Here is an 18,261-nt window from a genome sequence, read left to right on the forward strand (position 1 = left end):
GTTAACAAGGGGCCCCTCCTTACAAGCGTTCCGCCCGGGTGTGCAGCAGGTCGCGCACGGCGGCGACGTCCCGGGGCGACGTACGGGAGGCCAGCCAGTACATGACCCCCGTCGGCACGAAGAAGAGCTGGAACACGGCCAGCCCGACGGCGTAGTTCAGCGGCGGCGGGAACGCCGCCCGCAGCCCGTAGAAGGCCAACCCGACCAGTCCGTTGCCGGCGGCCCGGCCGACCCCGTTGACCAGGTTGCCGAGGCTGTACACGGTGCCCCGGTGCTCGGGCGGGTTGACGTCGGCGATCAGGGCGAACCAGTTCGGCGAGTTCGCCGAGGTCAGCGCCAGGGCGAGCACGGCGGTGAGCAGGCTCAGCCCGACCGTCGGCTCGGTGACGACGCTGGCCAGCACCGCGCCGGCCACCGCGCCGGTGCCGCCGCCCTCGGGCACGTCGATGCGGATCGGCACGAAGAACAGCACCAGGTAGAACGGCAGGGCCGCGAGGATGCCCACCGCCGCGACCAGCGCCCTGCCCCGAGGGGTACGCCGCTGCACGGCGTCGCCGACCAGGCCGCCGACGATCGAGAGCACCCCGCCGAGCTGGAACAGGGTGGCGAAGACGCTGCCGACGACGACGGCGGTGGCCGCCGAGTAGCCCTGGGCCTCGGCCCGCTGGGCGAACAGCACCGGCAGCCAGACCAGCGAGCCGAAGGCGGCCTGGGCGGTCAGCCCCTGCAGGACCAGCCAGCGGTTGGTCCGCCGGGCCAGGATGCCCGGCAGGTCGGCCCGGGTGATCCGGTAGTCGTACTCCGCGCCGCCGGCCAGCGCGCCGGCCAGCTCCGGCTCGCTCTGCCCGCGCCGGATGTCGTACGTGAACAGGTACGCCGCCGTCGCCGCCAGCCCGACCACGGTGAGCAGCCAGAACGGCCGCCGCCAGTCGGTGGCCCCGAGCAGGCCGCCGACCAGCGTCCCGGCCAGGGTACCGACGCCCTGGGACAGCCCCCAGAAGCTCATCACCAGGCCCCGGCGGCGCGGCGAGATCAGGTCGGTGACCACGGAGAAGCCGACCGAACCGACCGCGCCGAGGCCGACCGCCGCGACGAGCTGGGCGGCCAGGAACGCCGGGTAGCTCTGGGCCAGCGCGCTGCCGCCGGTGCCGGCGGCCCAGACCAGGGTGCCGACCATCAGCAGCGGCTTGCGGTCGGTGCGGTCACCGACGTACGCCCAGCCGACGGCGGCAACCGCGCTGACCAGGAAACTGACCGCGGTGACCAGCCCGAGCAGCCGCTGGGACGCCCCGAGCGAGCCGGCGATCGGGCCGTACAGCGGCGGGACGAGACCGATCGCCACGTTGTCCAGGGACGCGAGCAACACGAACACCAGGACGCTGTACGTTCGGTGCGCCGCCCCGCCGCCCCAGCCCCGCCGCACCGCCAACCGACCTGTCACCGGCCCAGCATGCCCGAGGGTCAGGCCGGGCGGTCGAGCACCCGGTCGCGGGCCGCCGCGTACCGGTCGCGGACGACCGGGACACCGTCGGCTTCGTACTCCTCGGTGCCGGCCGGCGACCAGGCGGGCGGGGTGTCGCCGCCCAGGGCCAGCCAGGCGGCCTGGCGGGCCGCCCCGTCGGCGACGTACTCCCCCGGCGGCGGCACGACCACCGGGCGACCGAAGACCTGCGGCGCGATGCGGCGCACCGCCGCCGACCGGGCCCCACCGCCGACCAGGATCACCCGCTCGGCCCGGCAGCCCTGCGCGGTAAGCGCGTCGAGGCCGTCGGCGAGCGCGCAGAGCATCCCCTCGACCGCCGCGCGGGCCAGGTGCGCGGGTGTCGAGGTGCGCAGGGTGAGCCCGTGCACCGCGCCGGTGGCCGACGGCCGGTTCGGGGTCCGCTCCCCCTCCAGGTAGGGAACCATGACCAGGCCGTCCGCGCCGGGCGGGGCGGACAGCGCAAGGTCGGACAGGTCGTCCAGGCCGACCCCGAGCAGGGTGGCGGCGGCGTCGAGCACCCGGGCCGCGTTGAGCGTGCAGACCAGCGGAAGGTACCGACCGGTGACGTCGGCGAACCCGGCGACGGTGCCGCTCGGGTCCGCCGTGGGCGCGTCGGCGACGCTGAACACGGTGCCGGAGGTGCCGATGGAGACGACCACGTCGCCGGGACGGGCCCCGACGCCGAACGCGGCGGCGGCGTTGTCCCCGGCCCCCGGGCCGAGCAACGCCCCGCCGGCTCCCCCGTCGGCGGCGAGCGCCGCCGGGGCGAGGGCCCCGGCGGCCTGGGTCGGCCCGAGCACGACGGGCACCTCCAGCCGCCGCCCGAAGGCCCGTTCCAGCAGGTCGAACCGGTATTCGCCGGTGGCCGGGGACCAGTAGCCGGTGCCGCTGGCGTCGCTGCGGTCGGTGCGCAGGGCGTCCAGGCCGGGCGCGCCGGCCAGCCGCCACGTCAGCCAGTCGTGCGGCAGGCAGACCGCGGCCACCCGGTCGGCGTTGGCCGGTTCGTGCCGGGCCAGCCAGCGCAGCTTGGTGGCGGTGAAGCTGGCCACCGGGACGACGCCGACGGCCTCGGCCCAGAACCGCCCGCCGACCTCGCCGCCGCCGGCCTCCTCGATCAGGTCGGCGGCGGCACCGGCGGACCGGGTGTCGTTCCACAGCAGGGCCGGCCGGACCACCTCGCCCGAGCCGTCGAGGCAGACCATGCCGTGCTGCTGGCCGGCGACGGAGACGGCGGCGACGTCGGCCAGCCCGCCGGCCTGCGCCACGGCGGCCTCCAGGGCCGCCCACCAGGCCGCCGGGTCGACCTCGGTGCCGTCGGGGTGGGCGGCCCGGCCGGAACGGACCAGCGCGCCGGTCTCCGCGTCGCGGATCACCAGCTTGCACGACTGGGTGGACGAGTCGAACCCGGCGACCAGAGGCATGGCGGCGGCCTCAGCGGGCGCCCGAGCACGTGCTCGACGGCAAGCTGGTTGAGCCGGACGAAGTGGAAGCCGCGCGCGGCCGCGGCATCGACGTCGTACTCCTCGAAGGCGGAGCGGTCGGCGAGCAGGTCGGCGTAGCTCTCACCGGGCGCGACGGTCGGCACGGCCAGGTCGCCGACGCGGCTCGCCGCGAGGGCCTCGGCCACCTCCGGGTCGGCCCGGAACGCTGCGGCCCGCTCCTTGAGCAGCAGGTAGGTGCGCATGTTCGCCTCGGCCGAGGCCCACACGCCGGTGAAGTCCTCGGTGCGCGACGGCTTGTAGTCGAAGTGCCGGGGGCCGTCGTAGGCGGGGCCGCCGTCGGGGCCGCCGTTCTCCAGCAGGTCCACCAGGGCGAACGCGTTCATCAGGTCGCCGTGGCCGAAGACCAGGTCCTGGTCGTACTTGATGCCGCGCTGGCCGTTGAGGTCGATGTGGAACAGCTTGCCCTGCCAGAGCGCCTGGGCGATGCCGTGGGTGAAGTTGAGCCCGGCCATCTGCTCGTGGCCGACCTCGGGGTTGAGGCCCACCATCTCCGGGCGGGCCAGGGTGGAGATGAACGCCAACGCGTGACCGACGGTGGGCAGCAGGATGTCGCCGCGCGGCTCGTTCGGCTTCGGCTCGATGGCGAAGCGCAGGTCGTAGCCGGAGTCGACGACGTACTGGCAGAGCAGGTCGACGGCCTCGCGGTAGCGGTCCAGCGCCGAGCGGATGTCCTTGGCCACGTCGTACTCGGCGCCCTCCCGGCCGCCCCACATGACGAACGTCTTCGCGCCCAGCTCGGCGGCCAGGTCGACGTTGCGCAGCACCTTGCGCAGCGCGTACCGGCGCACGTCGCGGTCGTTGCTGGTGAAGCCGCCGTCCTTGAACACCGGGTGGGTGAAGAGGTTGGTGGTGACCATCGGGACGACCAGGCCGGTCTCGTCGAGGGCCTTGCGGAACCGGGCGAGCTGGGCGTCGCGGGCGGCGGCGTCCGCGCCGAACGGGATCAGGTCGTCGTCGTGGAAGGTGATCCCGTACGCGCCCAACTCGGCGAGCTTGTGCACCGCCTCGACGGCGTCCAGCTCGGGGCGGGTGGCGTCGCCGAACGGGTCACGGGCCTGCCAGCCCACCGTCCAGAGGCCGAAGGAGAACTTGTCGGCGGGGGTGGGACGGGGTGCCATGGCAGACCTCCGGTAGCTATTTGTTCAGTGGTTGAATTATTTGGCGCGCGTGTGGCAGTGTCAAGGGGTGACCCGCCCCGCTCCTGTCTCCGGGGCGGTCCGCCAGGGCAGCCTGCGCGAGCTGAACCTCGCCGTGGTGCTCGGCCGGATCGCCGCCGCGCACCGCCCGCCGTCCCGGGCCGACGTGGCGGCCTCGACCGGCCTGACCCGGGCCACCGTCTCGGCCGTCGTCGACGACCTCATCGCCGGCCGGCTGGTCGCCGAGTCGGAGCCGGCGCCGCGCACCGGGGCCGGGCGGCCGGCACGCGGGCTGGTGCTGACCGGGTCCGGCCCCGCCGGGCTCGGTCTGGAGATCAACGTCGACTACCTCTCCGCCTGCGTGGTCGACCTGGCCGGCCGGGTCCGGCACCACACCGTCCGCCGGGCCGACCTGCGTCCCGTGTCCCCTGCCGACGCCCTCGCCCGGCTCGTCGCGCTGGCCGCCGCCGCGCGGGTCGACGCCGAGCAGCAGGGCCTCACCCTCGCCGGGGTCGCCCTCGCCGTCCCCGGGCTGGTCTGCGACGCCGGGCTGGTCCGGCTCGCCCCGAACCTCGGCTGGCGCGACGTCGCCGTCCCCGAACTGCTGGCCGGCCACCCGCCGCTGGTCAAGCCGGTGCCCGGGGTCCCGCCACTGGTCGTCGACAACGAGGCCAACCTGGCCGCCGTCGGCGAGCTGCACGCCGACCCGGCCGGGCCGGCCAGTTTCCTGCACATCTCCGGCGAGGTGGGCATCGGCGCCGGGATCGTCCTCGACGGCGCGCTCTTCCGGGGCGTGCGGGGCTGGAGCGGCGAGATCGGGCACATCCCCGTCCAGCCGCAGGGGCGGCCCTGCCGCTGCGGCGGCAGGGGTTGCCTGGAGCAGTACGCGGGCCAGGAGGCCGTGCTCGCCGCCGCCGGGCTGGACCGGGCGGACCTGCCGGCGGACACCGCCGCCGCCCGGCTGGCCAACCTCGCCGCCGCCGAACATCCCGCCGCCCTGGCGGCCCTCGCCGAGGCGGGGCAGGCCCTCGGGGTCGCCGTTGCCAGCGTGGTGAACCTGCTGGACCTGGACACCGTGGTCCTCGGGGGCGGCTACGCGCGGCTCACGCCCTGGCTGCGGCCGGCCGTGCTGGCCGAGGTGTCCCGGCGGGTGCTCACCGCCGGCTGGGCGCCGGTCACCGTCCGCCCGGCGGTGCTCGGCCCCGAGGCCGCCGTGGTCGGCGCGGCCGGCTCGGTCGTCCGGCGGATCGTCGCCGACCCGGTCAGCTGGCTGACCCGCCCCGGCTGACCCCCCTCTGCCCGGTGGACGCGTCCACCGGGGCGGGGGGCCAGGAGCCGCTGCTGGCCACCCGCGGCACCGCACCGGCCGAGCATCCCCGCGCCTGCGCGCACCCGCGGCCGGCCCGGAAGGCCGCCGCCGCGCGCTGACTCCGGGATCAGGCGGTACGGGCCACCGCGGGGTCCCCGGCCGACCAGCCGCCGCCCGGGGTGGCGTCACCGGGCCAGCCGCCCGGCGCGGCGTCCGCCGCCGGGCGGGCCCGGGGCCCGTCCCCGGCCGACCAGCCGGCCGGCCGTTCCCCCGCCGACCAGCCCTCGGGGCCGGCCCGAGACGCCCACTCGTCCGCCCGGGTCTCGGCGGCTGACTCCGCCGACGGCGGCTCCGGGGGGTACCGGAGCCGGGCCACCTCGTCGAACGCCTGGAGCCCGCCGAGCAGGGCCTGTCGCCCCTCGGGGGTCATCCCGGACAGGATCGCCGCCAGCCGCTGCCGGCGGTCGGCCCGCAGCTCGGCGAGGAGCTTCTCGGCCTCCTGCGTGAGGTGCAGGGAGATCTCCCGCCGGTCGGACCGGCCCGGCTCGCGCTCCAGCATGCCCGCCGCCACCAGCCGGTCGCAGAGCCGGCTGGCCGAGGAGAGCAGCATGTCGAGCAGCGTCGCCAGCCGTCGCAGGTTGATCCCGTCGTGCTGCTCGACCACCATCACGGCGCGCAGTTGCGCGCCGGAGAGCCGGCTCGTGGTCCGCTCGCGGGCCGCCTCGAAGACCGTGAGCAGGGTGCCGGCCGCCGCATCGAGGGCGGCGGCCATACTCGCTTCTGGTCCCTGGGGACCGTGTTCTTCGGCCATGTTGGGCAAGAGACTACCCGGCGTCCCTGGTCGCCGGCCCCTCCGAACAGAGGAGTGACGATGAGCGGCGCCGAAGGCCGGGCCCGTCGTACGCTGACCGAGGCGCCGGCCGACCTGCTGATCGACCGGCTCGCCGAAGACCTCGAACGGTCGTACGGGATCACGGAGACAGAACTCCTCCAGGTCGACTACCGCCTCTCGGCGCTGCTGCCGCTCACCGGGGGTGAGCCGATCGAGGCCCCGGGGCACCCGGCCTGGCGCTGCTTCGACCACCAGGAGCCGATCGTCGCCGAGCGGACCGGCTACCTTCCGGTCAGCATGCGCGGGGACCGGCGGGGAGTGCTCCGGGTGGCGCCGCTGCCCGGCGATCCGGCCGCCGTGGGCGAGCTGCTCGGGATCGCCACCGCGCTCGGCCACGAACTGGTCGCGGTGAACGATGGCACGGACGTCTACCGGGCCGCCCGCCGCAGCCGCCGGCTCACCCTCGCCGCCGAGATGCAGTGGGAGCTGCTGCCCGGGCGGAGCCGGAGCCGCCCGTCGTTCAGCCTGGCCGGCCAGCTCGAACCGGCGTACGCGGTGCGGGGCGACAGCTTCGACTGGTCCGACGACGGGCACCGGCTGTGGCTGTCGACGATCAACGGGATGGGCGAGGGCGTGCAGGCCTCCGTGCTGACCGCCCTGGCCACGCACGCGCTGCGCAACGCCCGCCGGGGCGGGCTGCGCCTGGCCGACCAGGCCGCCCTCGCCGACCAGGCGGTGTACGCGCTGCACCGGGGCGCGCAGCACGTCTCGGCGCTGCTGCTGGAGCTGGACCTGGCCAGTGGCGTGATGACGGTGGTTGACGCGGGATCGCCCCGGCTGGTGCTGCTGCGCGACGGGGAGGTGATGGAGCAGCCGCTGGAGGCGCAGTTCCCGCTCGGCATGTTCGACGGGACCGACTACCGGGAGCAGCAGTTCGCGCTGCGGCGCGGCGACCGGCTCTTCGTGCTCAGCGACGGCGTCGTCGAGGCGACCGGGCAGAACGTCCAGTACGGCGAGACCGCGCTGGACCGGTTCCTGCGCCGGACCGGCCCGATGGAGCCGCTGGACGCGGTCCGGTCGCTGATCGGCGACCTGCGGGCGTTCGTCGCCGGTGACCTGGTCGACGACGCGGTGGTGGTCTGCCTGGACTGGATGGGCCCACAGCCCTGACCGGCAGGCGTCCAAGACCGGCCGGCGTCCAAGACCGGCCGGCGTCCAAGACCGGCCGGCGTCCAAGACCGGCCGGCGTCCGCGACCGCGGGGCTGCCGCCCGGGACACCCGCCGGGTTCAGTACGCGCCCCGGCTCCGCACCACCGCGCCGAAGGTCTTCCACAGGATGGTCAGGTCGGCGGCGAGCGACCAGTTCTCCACGTAGTAGAGGTCGAGCCGGATGCCGTCCTCCCAGCTCAGGTCGGATCGGCCGCTGACCTGCCACAGGCCGGTCATCCCGGGCTTGACCAGCAGTCGCCGGGCCACGTCGCCGTCGTAGCGGGCCACCTCGGAGGGCAGCGGGGGGCGCGGGCCGACCAGGCTCATCTGCCCGAACAGCACGTTCGCCAGCTGGGGCAGCTCGTCGAGCGACCACTTGCGCAGCACGCGGCCGACCCGGGTCACCCGGGGGTCGTCGCGCATCTTGAACATGAGGCCGTCGGTTTCGTTGCGGGTGGCCAGCTCGGCGAGCAGGGCGTCGGCGTTGACCACCATCGTGCGGAACTTGAACACCCCGAACTCGCGGCCACCCTGGCCGACCCGGATCTGCCGGAACAGCACCGGCCCCCGGCTGTCGAGCTTGATCGCCAGCGCGATCACCGCCAGCAGCGGCAGCAGCAGGGCCAGCGCCACGGCGGCGGCGGACCGGTCGACGAAGCCCTTGACCAGCTTGCGGGCCCCCCGGAACTCGGGGGCCTCCACGTGGATCAGGGGCAGGCCGGCGACCGGCCGGGTGTGGATGCGGGGGCCGGCCACGTCGGTGAGCGCGGGCGCGACGACCAGGTCGACGCCGGTACCCTCCAACTGCCAGCCGAGCCGCCGCAGCCGGGTCGCGGTCAGCTCGCCGGAGGCCGTGACGGCCACGGTGTCCGCGCCGATCGCGGTGGCCGCCTCCGGGATGCCCCGGAACGAGCCCACCACCGGCACGTCGCCGAGCCGCTGCGGCACCGGCGCCAGCAGCGCGTCCGGAATGCAGGCCCCCACCACGTGGTAGCCGGCGTATGGCTCGCGGCGGAGCTGGTGCACCAACTCCAGCACGTGCGCGGTGTCGCCAACCACCAGCACCTTGCGCGACCAGCCGCGCCCCCGGGACCGGGCCCGGTGCAGCCGTTTGCGAGCGGCGAACCGGGCGACCTCCAGGCCCAGCATGCCGACCGCGAACGAGATGGCCAGGAAGCCCCGGGAGACGCCGACGTCGGCGATGTAGCCGGCGATGGCGGTGCCACCGGCGAGGCGCAGGCTGGCGCTGCCCACCCGCCGGTACTCGTCGGCGCCGTAGCCCAGCACGCGGTCGTCGTAGCAGCGCAGGACCTTCAGCGAGAGCAGCCAGGTGAGCAGCAGCACGGGGGCGACGACCACGTACGGGATCTTCGAACCCACCGGCTCCTCGTCGCCGAAACGGGCCACGTAGCCGATCAGCACCGCGACCGCCAACACGGCGGTGTCCAGCACGACCAGCATGCGTACGTACGCCCGCTCGTCGACGCGGGCCACCGGCCCGCCCCGGTCAGCACCAGGCCGCGGTGGCGTCCTGGTGGCGGTCAACAGCGTCGCCGACGTCACCGGCCCTCCCCACTCTGCTGAGAAAGACCCCGGTCGTTGTCCGGTCCCTCCTACGGGACCGACGCCGGAGCACCTCGACATCTTCTCGTATAACTATGCTCACCGATTGATACCGACGTATTGCCGTCAGTTTTGCTGATGGCCCCGTATCGGAAGGGTGGCGCGCGGCGCGTCACCGCCGCTGGTCCAGGGCTCAGCGAGGCGCGTTCGGGCGCAGCGCGATCGCCTTGAGGAAGATGTCACCGATCTTGGTCGGATCTTCGGTGATGAAGCTGCCGCCCCCGGTGACCTTGGTGATCGAATCCAGCTCGGACTTGCTGACGTCGTTGCCGATACCGATGATCACGACCTGCACCGGCCGCTCCGGATCGGCGGCCTGCTTCAGCTCGGCGAGCAACTTCTGCTGGGAGATGCCATTGGCGTCCTCGTTCTTGCCGTCGGTGAACAACACGACCGAGTTGACCCGCCCCGGCTCCCAGTCCTCCTGGACCGTCTTGTAGGCGGCCAGCATCGTGTCGTACAGGCCGGTGTCGCCGCTGGAGGGTCGGATCGTGGCCAGCCCCTGCTCCAAGCGGCTGCGGTTGCTGGAGAGCAGGTTGATCGGGACCAGTTCCCGGTAGTCCAGGGTGCCGACCAGCTCGGTGGAGAAGGTCCAGAGCCCGATCGACCAGGAGTCGTCGAAGAGGTTCAGGCCCCGGCTGGCCGCCGCGACCGTGACCTGCTCCCGGGTGGCGTTGTTGGCGCTGGGCACCGGCTGCTTCATCGAGCCGGAGACGTCGATGACGCAGAGCATCCGGCCGGACTGGGTGGCGATGGACCAACTGGAGACGGCCCGATCGATCGCGACGGGGTCGAGACCACCGGCACCGTTGCCACCCGGCGCCGGCGCGCTCGCCGCCCTACCCGCCGGGCTCGGCGCGCCCCGCGGGGCCTTGAAGCCGTCGCCCCAGTTGCCGTCCGGCGCGCGCAGCGACCGCCCGGCCAGCCGGTTGCGGAAGCCCGGCGTGGTGAGCACCTCGAACAGCACCTTCGCGGCGGACTGCTTCGCCGGCTCGATCCCCGGCAGCACCGCGTACGGGTAGTCCAGCGGCATCGGCGACGGTTCGAGGTAGAGCGCCGCCAGCGGGATCGGCGGCTTCCGCTCGTTGTACGCCATCACGTCCTCTTCCGACAGCGCGGCGGCGCCGAGGCCGGAGGCGATCGCCGCCGGATCGGAGGAGCGGGGGAACCGGGCCAGCAGGTCCTCGCGAAGCGCGGAGCGGCCGGTGGCCAGCGCCCGCAGCGCGCCCGTGGTGGCCTGCTGCGCGTCGCCGCCCGCCCCGCTGGCCGCGGCGGTCAGCGACAGCAGCCCGGACAGGCCGGCCGCGTCCTGGGTCGGCTCGACGATCCCGGCCCGGATCGGCTTGCTGCTGCCCACCTGGCGCAGCAGGTCGGTCCAGGTCAGCCTCTTCTCCGGCCAGCCGAACCGGGACTCGGCGACCGGCTCGGGCACCGCCACGACCACCGGGCTGCGGGCGATGGACGCACCGTTGCCCGGGGCGAACGCGGTGGCCCCGGCGTTCTTGAGCCGCAGCAGCCAGGTCGAGGAGTCCGGCACCCAGACGTCCGGGGTGACCGCCGTGCCACTGGCCTGGCCGACGCCGGCAAGCTGCACCCCGTGCTTGCCCGCCAGCGCGGCGGCGACGTCCACCGGCTCGGACTCCGCGACGTTCACGGAGATGCAGGTGCCGCCGACCGCCGCGCCATCGGTTACCCACTGGGCGGCGGCAGCCTGCACTGCCGGGGCCAGCTCGGGGGCCACCGCCACCGAAAGCTGGATCTGCCCCGAACAGGCGGGCTGGACCAGCCCCCGGTAACCGAACCAGGCACCCGCGATGACGACGACGAGCGCCGTCGCCGACGCGACGGCACCGGCTCCGCGGATACTTGACTGCATACGATGGCGGCCTGACACGGTGACCATCTTGCGGACCCGCCGCAGGTAGTGCCACGTCCGTTCGGACGAAAGTTACTCAGGAGAGACAGACTTCATCACTTTCGTGACACTGGGTGATCATAGGGTTCCCCGAGGGTTGCCGGCCCGCCCCGGAACAGGGCCGAACCCATCGAACCGCGTCCCGCCCCGAAACCGGTGACCGCGCCACCGGGGCCTGTCGTCAGGGCCGGACGCAGGTCGGGCTGGACACCGCGACGGGCTCGCCCACCGGTTCCGGAATCCCCGTGTTGGCATCCACCCGGAACACCCGGACCATGTCGGCGCGCTCGTCGGCGACGTAGAGGTGCTCGCCGGTCAGGGCGAAGTGCCGGGGCCACTCCCCGCCAGTCTCCACCTCCGCGACCAACTCGGGCAGCTCACCGGCGACGGCGAAGACCGAAAGGGTGCCGATCCCCCGGTTGCCGACTTATTTTTAAGCGCCCGTCCGCGCCGACGGCGATCTCCGAGGGCTGGACGTGGCCGGCCCGCGCGCTGGCGTCCACCCGGCCCCGCTGGTGCAGCGCCCCGCCCCCGGTCAGCTCGTACGCGGTGACCGTGGCGTCCAGCTCGCCCGCCAGCCAGCAGCGCCGGCCGTCGGGGTGCCGGGCCAGGTGCCGGGGGCCGGTGCCCGCCGCGGTACGCACCCGGGGTGCCCGGGGCACCAGCCGGCCGGAGGCCGCGTCGAGGTCGTACCGGTACACCGAGTCGGTCCCGAGGTCGACGGCGAGCAACGGCCCGGCGTCCGGTGCCGGGGAGACCATGTGGCAGTGCGCCTTCTCCTGCCGCTGCGGGTCGGGCCCGTGCCCGGAATGCGCGACCAGGTCGGTGCGCTCGCCCGGCACGCCCTCCGGGTCGAGTGGGAACACCGCCACGCTGCCGCCGCCGTAGTTGGCCACCACGAGGTGCCCGCCGTCTGAGGTGACCGCCAGGTGGCAGGGCTCGGCGCCACCGGTGCCGCGCACGCCGAGCGGGGTCAGGTCGCCGTCCGGGCCGACCCGGAACGCGCTGACCTCCCCCTCGGGCAGCTCGTTGACGGCGTAGAGCACCGGCCGGGCGGGGTGCCGGACGAGGAAGGACGGCGAGGGGGTCACCGCGACGGTGCCGAGCGGGGTCAACGCGCCCGTCGCCGGGTCGCGCCGGGCGGCGACGATCCCCTCGCCCCGCCCCCCGCTGGCCGCCGTGTAGCCCCCGATGTGGACGATCGCCTGCTGCCCGATCACCCGATCCGCCTTCCGCCGCTGTCCGTGTCGATCACCCCAGAGCTTTCCCCGCGTCCCGCCGGGCCAGCCCTGGTTCCCGCGGGTTGGACCCGACCCACCTCGGGCCCGGTCGCGCAGGCGACCGGGCCGGCGCTGATCAGGCCACCGGCACCGGTTCGCCCCGCTGCCGGGCGACGTGCTCGACCAGGGAGACCAGCACCAGCTTGCCCGACTGCCGGTCCCGGGCGTCGCAGAACACCAGCGGCACGTCCGGGTCCAGGTCCAGCGCGTGGCGGACGGCGTCCAGGCTGAACCGGCGGCCGTCGTCGAAGCAGTTCACTCCGACCACGAACGGGATGTTCCGCTGCTCGAAGTAGTCGATCGACGGGAAGCAGTCGGCCAGCCGGCGGGTGTCGGCGAGCACCACCGCGCCGAGCGCACCGAAGGCCAGCTCGTCCCAGAGGAACCAGAACCGGTCCTGGCCCGGGGTGCCGAACAGGTAGACCTGAAGGTCCTCGTTGATGGTGATCCGACCGAAGTCCATCGCCACCGTGGTGGTGGACTTGCCCTCCACGCCGGAGAGGTCGTCAACGCCGATTCCGGCCCCGGTGAGGACCTCCTCGGTCTGGAGGGGTCGGACCTCGCTCAAGGCGCTCACGAGCGTGGTCTTGCCGGCGCCGAAGCCGCCGGCGATGAGGATCTTCAGGGCCAGCGGGATTCTCGCCCCGGACCCGTCACGGTCATAGTGCACGGAGTCCATTGACCACCGCCTTGAGAATGTTGTCGTCGGGAAGGAACGCGGTGCCGGCCGGCTCGTACACGGAGACCAGGCCGCGGGCGAGCAGGTCGCCGACGAGCACCCGGACCACGCCCACCGCGAGGTCCAGCTCGACGGCCAGTTCGGCGACCGGCACCGGCCGCCGGGCGAGCTCCACCAGGCGGCGGTGTTCGGGGTGCAGCCGGGGATGGGCCACCGGGTCCGCGCCCCGGCGGGCGAGCACGAACGCGACCAGGTCGAGGCCGACCGACGGCCGGACCCGCCCGCCGGTCAGGGTGTACGGGCGGACGACCGGGCCGGCGTCGCCGTCCAGCCACTCGTGCTGCGGCCCCGGCGACTCAGCCCGCATCGGCCCCACCCGAGCCGGACCGAATCGGCGCGGTCAGGTTCTCGCCCACCCTGGTCACCAGCATCGCCATCTCGTAGGCCACCAGGCCGATGTCCGCGTCGGCCTCGGCGACGACCGCGAGGCACGCGCCCTGCCCGGCGGCGGTGACGAAGAGGTACGCCGACTCCATCTCCACCACCGTCTGCCGCACCCCGCCGGCGGCGAGGTGCCGGCTGGCGCCCTTGGCCAGGCTGGAAAAGCCGGAGGCCAGAGCGCAGAGGTGCTCGGCATCGGTACGGTCGAGGTCGGCGGAGGCCCCGAGCAGGAGCCCGTCCGCCGACAGCACCACCGCCTCGCGGGCGGCAGGCACCCGTCCCACCAGCTCGTCGAGCAACCAGTCGAGATCGACGTTCGGCTTCGTCGTGTACACCACTAGGCGTCCCTCTCAGTCACGGTCGGGGCTTGCGGGGGCGCCGCTGGGGCGCCCGGTTCCGGCGCGGTGTCGGCGCGGGTCGAGGCGGAACCGGTGGGGTTGGTCGGGCCGGCGGTGGCCGGGGTGGACGGCACGGGGGCGGACGGCACGGGGGCGGACGGCACGGGGGCAGCTGCGTTGGCCACGCCGTCCCGGCGGCCCCGGGCGGTGCCGGCCTGGAGCGCGGACATCAGCCGGCGGGCCTCCTCCGGGGTGCGCGGGACCGGGGTGTCCTGGGCGGCCGGCCGGGGGCGGGCGGGGCCACGCCGGCGCACCCGCCGGGGCAGGCCGTCGCCGTCCGGGTCGGCCGGCACGGAACGGCTGGCCGCCAGCGGCACCACGGCCGTCGACGTGTCGCCGCGCTCCCGGGTGATCCGGGCCGACCGGGGTCGGGGCAACGCGTTGAGCCGGGTCACCTTCGCCATCCGCCGGGGGTCGGCCGGGTCCGACGCCCCCCGGACGTCGGCCGGACCGGGCGGCTCGCTGGTCACCAGGTCGTGCGGGATCAGCACCACGGCGGTGACCCCACGGTGGGCGGCCGGCCGTAGCTGCACCCGGATCCCGTGCCGGGCGGCGAGCCGGGCGACCACGAACAGCCCGAGTCGGGCACTGTCGGGCCGGGTCGAACTCCGGCGGCGTCGCCAGCCTGCGGTTGGCCTCCTCCAGCGCCGGGGGCAGCCATACCCAGCCCTTGATCGATGATCTCCATGGCGTACCCGTTGGGCAGGCTCTGCCCCCGCACCGCGACCCGCGTGTTGGGCGGGGAGAACGCGGTGGCGTTCTCGATCAGCTCGGCGAGCAGGTGGATGACGTCGCCCACGGCCCGGCCGACGGTGGCGGCGGGCTGCACGTCGGCGATGTCGACCCGGTCGTACGACTCCACCTCGGAGATGGCGCCCCGGACCAGGTCGACCATCGCGACCGGATTGCGCCAGCCCCGACCCGGCGCGGCCCCGGCGAGGATCACCAGGTCCTCGGCGTGCCGACGCAGTCGCGTGGCCAGGTGGTCCACCCGGAACAGCTCGGCCAGCTCGTCCGGGTCCTCGACGCGGCGTTCCATCCGGTCCAGCAGGGCGAGCTGCCGGTGCACCAGGCCCTGGCTGCGCCGGGCGATGTTCAGGAAGACCTCGTTGAGCCCACGGCGCAGGGTGACCTCGTCCACGGCGGAGCGGACGGCCGTCCGGCCCACCTCGGTGAAGGCACGCCCCACCTGACCGATCTCGTCCTGGCCGTACTCCAGCGGCGGGGCCTCCCCGGCTATGTCGATGTCCTCGCCACGGCGCAGCCGGGTGACCACGTCCGGCAACCGGTGCCCAGCCATGTCGAGGGCGGCGTCGCGCACGGCGGTGAGCCGCCGCGCCAGCGACCGGCCGACCCGCAGCGACACCAGCAGCGACGCCACGATGGCGGCGAGCCCGAGCACGCCGGCCACGCCGAGCCGGGCAAGGATGCCGACCGCCACCGGCACCGTCCGGTCGGCGATCGCGTCGGCCTGGGCCAACTCGAAGTCGCGCAGTCCCCGCTGGACCGCCTCCTGGCTGGCCTGCCAGGCCCGGGCGTCCACCTTCGGCGCCCGGACGGGATCGGCCCGCACCAGCTCGTCCTGGAGGGCACGCAGCCGGACGAACGCCTCGCTCTCGGCCAGCCGCTGGTAGGCCGTCCGGTCCGCCGCCGGCAGGTCGGCCGCCGCCGTGTCGGCCAGGAACCGCTGGTTGCCGATGGTCTGGACGAGCTGGGTGTGCTCGCCCTCGGCGAAACGCCCGGTGACCAGCACCCCGGCGAGCAGCGCGTCGGCCTGCCCGAGCAGTTCCCGGGACCGGCCGAGGGCGGTCAACGCCAGCGCCTGCCGGTTGAGGTCGTTGTCGGGCAGCGCGGCCATGGCGGCGAACGCCTGGAAGGCAGCGCCCACCATGCCGCTGTAGAGCCCGATCGCGCCCGTCCGGTCGACCTGGCGGCGGTCGATGAACCCCCGGCCGGCGGGCAGCGTGTCCAGCGCGCCGAGCAGCCGGTCGAGCCGGGCGTCGAGCAGATCGCCGGCGGCGTCGCGCAACCGTTCGCCGGAGACGCTGCGGCGCAGCTCGGCGATCGCGGAGTCGGTCCGCCGCCGCTGCTCCGTCAATTCCGGCAGCTCGCCGGTGCCGGCGAGCTGCACCACGGTCAGCCGGCGTTCCCGCTGCAACTCGGCGACGACCGTCTCCCCCGGCCGGCCGAAGTCGTAGAGCAGGGTGCCTGCGGAGAGCAGGTCCAGCGCCGGGCCGAAGGCGAGCGTGGTCGCGAAGATCCACAGCGCCAGCAGCGCGCTCACCGGCGCTACGACCAGGGCCGTCAACTTCGAGCGGATCGGCCAGTCGCGGGTGTTCATCAGACCTCGCCCGGAACGTGTGGCAGCGGGTGGCACCGGTGCCAGCCGGGCATCGCCGCCACGGCACCGGGGCACCGGCACGGGCGCCTTGGGCAGGATACGTAATCGTCGGCGGATGCGGTACCGGCCTCTCGCCCGGCGCGCTCGCCCCGGCACGCTCCGCTGTATCGGAGTCACGGCACATCCGGGGTCGAACCCCCCATCTGTCGCCCCGGCACCCAGCAGTCGCGCAGGAAAGTCCCCCGGATCGGGATTGGCGATCAGCGACCAGAGGGAATACCGGAGGGACGAAGGAGGAGCCATGTCGCCCACGCAGATAATCGTCATAGTTCTCGTCGTACTCGTGGTGGTCGCGGCCCTGGCCGTCGTCGGCCGGCAGGTCGCCCGCCGCCGCGCGCTGCGGTCCCGGTTCGGGCCCGAGTACGACCGGGTGGTCGCCGAGCGGGACAGCCGCGCGGACGCCGAGCGGGAGCTGCGGGACCGGGAACGCCGGCACGCGGAGCTGACGCTCACGCCCCTCACCCCGGACTCCCGGGCCCGGTACGCGGCGGCGTGGGAGGAACTCCAGGTCCGCTTCGTCGACTCCCCCGCCGAGACGGTGAGCGACGCGGACGAGTTGGTCGGCCGGCTCGTCGCAGAGCGCGGATACCCCACCGGGGACTTCTCCGACCAGATCGCCCACCTGTCCGTCGAGCACGCCCAGACGCTCTCGCACTACCGGGACGCCCACGAGATCCGGCTGCGCCACGAGCGCGGCGAGGCCGGCACCGAGGAGCTGCGCCAGGCGGTCGTCCACTACCGGGCGCTCTTCACCGACCTGCTCGGTGAGGACCCGGTGGGCAGCCGCGTTCCGGAGCAACGCCACCCGGAGCCCCACGTGGAGCAGCGTCACCCGGAGCCCCACCTGGAGCAGCGCCATCCCGACGGCGCGCCCCGGGAGCCGGAGGCGACGCCGGTCGACCGTCCGCACGACGTCACGAGCCGTTGAGGAGAGCAGATGCGCCAGGATCAGCAGCAGGTGAGCAGCGACCGCCCCGAGGCCGTCCGGTCCGCGCCGGTGCCGGTGCCGCCCCCGGAGGACGGGCCGACCGGCGACGCGGCGGCGCGCCGGGGCCGGGACACCGGGGGCCGCGCCGAGGTGCCCGAGGATGTGCTGGACGACCGGGGCACCTTCGACGACCCGACCATGGCCGACGAGCACAGCGGCCCCGACGCAAGGCGCCGGGAAGCCGACTCCGACGGCGTGCCCGAGTTCCACGAGCCGGCCCCACTGCCGACCGCGTTCGGGGCCACCACGGTCGGCGGCGCGGTCGCGGCGTCGGCGATGGCGAGCGGCCGGCCGGAGGACGAGCGCGATCCGCGCGGCGAGGACACCGTCCGGCCGGGCGACGGCGCGCCCGGCCGGACCGACGCGTTCGACGACGAGCGGGCCGACCCGACCGCTGCGGACCGGCTGCACGACCGGGCCCGGTGGGCGGCCGGCGACGAGCACACCGAGGTCCGCCACGCGGACGGCACCGGTTCCGACCGGGCCGACGGGCGGGGCGGGGCGGACCGCACCCAGCAGGACGCGGTGCTCGCCGGCGCCGCCGGGGTACGGGCCGACCCCGAGCCGAGCATGATCGACCCCCGACGCCACCACCCCGGACGCCCGCCACGCCGCACCCGACGCCCTGAATGCCGGCGCGGTCACGGCGGCGGCCCGGCCCACCACCGGCGCGGTGCCCGAGGACGCCGCCACCCTCTTCGAGCCGGGCATCGCCCAGGGCTTCCGGGACCGCTGGCGCGACGTCCAGCTGCGCTTCGTCGATGACCCCAGGGCCGCGGCCGGCCAGGCCGAGTCGCTGGTCGAGGAGGCGATCGAAGCGCTCGCCACCGCGCTCGCCGAGCAGAAGAACAAGCTGGGCGACTGGCAGCAGACCGGCGACGACACCGAACAGCTCCGAATCGCGGTACGCGGGTACCGCGACTTCCTGGACCGGGTGCTCGGCCGCTGACCATCCTTCCGACGCCTCTCCTCCGCGCGCCCCGGCCAGCCACGGGCGGGGCGCGCGCCGTCCGCAGGGGGACAACCTCATGGAAGCTCGGCATGTCCGGGGCCCTGTGGGGTAC

At 74.8% G+C, this 18,261-nt stretch carries 14 protein-coding genes and 2 pseudogenes; 5 read left to right on the top strand and 11 right to left on the bottom strand.

The window, feature by feature from the left end; all coding sequences use genetic code 11:
• Positions 1–19: 19 nt before the first annotated feature.
• Genes MCAG_RS08915 through xylA form a run of 3 tightly spaced genes read right to left on the bottom strand, consistent with a single transcriptional unit; the run spans position 20 to position 4,103 of the window.
• A complete protein-coding gene (locus MCAG_RS08915) occupies positions 20–1,465 on the bottom strand; it encodes an MFS transporter (protein ID WP_083802418.1) in 1,446 nt (481 codons plus the stop codon).
• The gene (gene xylB, locus MCAG_RS08920; protein ID WP_007072637.1) at positions 1,462–2,904 is read right to left on the bottom strand and encodes a xylulokinase; all 1,443 of its coding nucleotides are present in this window, start codon (positions 2,902–2,904) and stop codon (positions 1,462–1,464) included. The genes MCAG_RS08915 and xylB overlap by 4 nt, the downstream gene beginning before the upstream one ends.
• Positions 2,853–4,103, bottom strand: coding sequence for a xylose isomerase (gene xylA, locus MCAG_RS08925; protein WP_007072638.1), 1,251 nt, complete (start codon positions 4,101–4,103; stop codon positions 2,853–2,855). The genes xylB and xylA overlap by 52 nt, the downstream gene beginning before the upstream one ends.
• A gap of 67 nt (positions 4,104–4,170) precedes the next feature.
• Here xylA and MCAG_RS08930 point away from each other — a divergent pair, with 67 nt between their 5' ends.
• On the top strand, positions 4,171–5,409 hold the full coding sequence (locus MCAG_RS08930) for an ROK family protein (protein WP_232290116.1): 1,239 nt from the start codon (positions 4,171–4,173) through the stop codon (positions 5,407–5,409).
• A gap of 148 nt (positions 5,410–5,557) precedes the next feature.
• On the opposite strand, the gene MCAG_RS34605 is transcribed toward MCAG_RS08930, so the two are convergent.
• Positions 5,558–6,202 (bottom strand): MarR family winged helix-turn-helix transcriptional regulator, encoded by a 645-nt coding sequence (locus MCAG_RS34605; protein WP_007072640.1) that lies wholly within the window; start codon positions 6,200–6,202, stop codon positions 5,558–5,560.
• A 99-nt stretch (positions 6,203–6,301) separates the two neighbouring features.
• On the opposite strand from MCAG_RS34605, the gene MCAG_RS08940 reads away from it, so the two are divergent.
• Positions 6,302–7,432 carry a PP2C family protein-serine/threonine phosphatase gene (locus MCAG_RS08940; RefSeq protein ID WP_007072641.1) on the top strand — a complete coding sequence of 377 codons (1,131 nt, stop codon included), beginning with the start codon at positions 6,302–6,304 and terminating at the stop codon, positions 7,430–7,432.
• A 118-nt stretch (positions 7,433–7,550) separates the two neighbouring features.
• Here MCAG_RS08940 and MCAG_RS08945 read toward each other — a convergent pair whose 3' ends face one another.
• The 7 genes and pseudogenes from MCAG_RS08945 to MCAG_RS08975 all read right to left on the bottom strand — a co-directional run bounded on the left by MCAG_RS08945 (position 7,551) and on the right by MCAG_RS08975 (position 16,149).
• Positions 7,551–9,035, bottom strand: coding sequence for a sugar transferase (locus tag MCAG_RS08945; RefSeq protein WP_007072642.1), 1,485 nt, complete (start codon positions 9,033–9,035; stop codon positions 7,551–7,553).
• A gap of 193 nt (positions 9,036–9,228) precedes the next feature.
• Positions 9,229–10,971, bottom strand: coding sequence for a substrate-binding domain-containing protein (locus MCAG_RS08950; protein ID WP_007072643.1), 1,743 nt, complete (start codon positions 10,969–10,971; stop codon positions 9,229–9,231).
• A 220-nt stretch (positions 10,972–11,191) separates the two neighbouring features.
• Positions 11,192–12,230: pseudogene (locus MCAG_RS08955) on the bottom strand (lactonase family protein).
• Positions 12,231–12,366: 136 nt separating this feature from the next.
• Positions 12,367–12,969 (bottom strand): ATP/GTP-binding protein, encoded by a 603-nt coding sequence (locus tag MCAG_RS08960; RefSeq protein WP_007072645.1) that lies wholly within the window; start codon positions 12,967–12,969, stop codon positions 12,367–12,369.
• Positions 12,950–13,336 carry a DUF742 domain-containing protein gene (locus MCAG_RS08965; RefSeq protein ID WP_007072646.1) on the bottom strand — a complete coding sequence of 129 codons (387 nt, stop codon included), beginning with the start codon at positions 13,334–13,336 and terminating at the stop codon, positions 12,950–12,952. Before MCAG_RS08965 ends, MCAG_RS08960 begins: the two co-directional genes overlap by 20 nt.
• Positions 13,326–13,748, bottom strand: coding sequence for a roadblock/LC7 domain-containing protein (locus MCAG_RS08970; protein WP_007072647.1), 423 nt, complete (start codon positions 13,746–13,748; stop codon positions 13,326–13,328). Before MCAG_RS08970 ends, MCAG_RS08965 begins: the two co-directional genes overlap by 11 nt.
• Positions 13,748–16,149 (bottom strand): annotated as a pseudogene (locus MCAG_RS08975) (nitrate- and nitrite sensing domain-containing protein). Before MCAG_RS08975 ends, MCAG_RS08970 begins: the two are co-directional and overlap by 1 nt.
• A 301-nt stretch (positions 16,150–16,450) precedes the next feature.
• Between MCAG_RS08975 and MCAG_RS08980 the strand changes: the two are divergent.
• The 3 genes from MCAG_RS08980 to MCAG_RS34610 are packed head-to-tail and all read left to right on the top strand — an operon-like array spanning position 16,451 to position 18,146.
• Positions 16,451–17,137, top strand: coding sequence for a hypothetical protein (locus MCAG_RS08980; protein ID WP_232290117.1), 687 nt, complete (start codon positions 16,451–16,453; stop codon positions 17,135–17,137).
• A 9-nt stretch (positions 17,138–17,146) separates the two neighbouring features.
• Positions 17,147–17,962, top strand: coding sequence for a hypothetical protein (locus tag MCAG_RS29615; RefSeq protein ID WP_007072650.1), 816 nt, complete (start codon positions 17,147–17,149; stop codon positions 17,960–17,962).
• Complete coding sequence (locus MCAG_RS34610) at positions 17,871–18,146, top strand: hypothetical protein (protein ID WP_007072651.1); 276 nt, start codon at positions 17,871–17,873, stop codon at positions 18,144–18,146. The genes MCAG_RS29615 and MCAG_RS34610 overlap by 92 nt, the downstream gene beginning before the upstream one ends.
• Positions 18,147–18,261 lie beyond the last annotated feature (115 nt).

Source organism: Micromonospora sp. ATCC 39149, from assembly GCF_000158815.1.
In the GTDB taxonomy this organism is placed as follows: Bacteria; Actinomycetota; Actinomycetes; order Mycobacteriales; family Micromonosporaceae; genus Micromonospora.

What these genes read in the sequence shown, in the direction of transcription:
- xylA (WP_007072638.1), bottom strand. Translation starts at nt 4,103, where the DNA reads ATGGCACCCCGTCCCACCCCCGCCGACAAGTTCTCCTTCGGCCTCTGG.
- xylB (WP_007072637.1), bottom strand. Translation starts at nt 2,904, where the DNA reads ATGCCTCTGGTCGCCGGGTTCGACTCGTCCACCCAGTCGTGCAAGCTG.
- MCAG_RS08950 (WP_007072643.1), bottom strand. Translation starts at nt 10,971, where the DNA reads ATGCAGTCAAGTATCCGCGGAGCCGGTGCCGTCGCGTCGGCGACGGCG.
- MCAG_RS08960 (WP_007072645.1), bottom strand. Translation starts at nt 12,969, where the DNA reads ATGGACTCCGTGCACTATGACCGTGACGGGTCCGGGGCGAGAATCCCG.
- MCAG_RS34605 (WP_007072640.1), bottom strand. Translation starts at nt 6,202, where the DNA reads ATGGCCGCCGCCCTCGATGCGGCGGCCGGCACCCTGCTCACGGTCTTC.
- MCAG_RS08980 (WP_232290117.1), top strand. Translation starts at nt 16,451, where the DNA reads ATGTCGCCCACGCAGATAATCGTCATAGTTCTCGTCGTACTCGTGGTG.
- MCAG_RS08940 (WP_007072641.1), top strand. Translation starts at nt 6,302, where the DNA reads ATGAGCGGCGCCGAAGGCCGGGCCCGTCGTACGCTGACCGAGGCGCCG.
- MCAG_RS29615 (WP_007072650.1), top strand. Translation starts at nt 17,147, where the DNA reads ATGCGCCAGGATCAGCAGCAGGTGAGCAGCGACCGCCCCGAGGCCGTC.
- MCAG_RS08965 (WP_007072646.1), bottom strand. Translation starts at nt 13,336, where the DNA reads ATGCGGGCTGAGTCGCCGGGGCCGCAGCACGAGTGGCTGGACGGCGAC.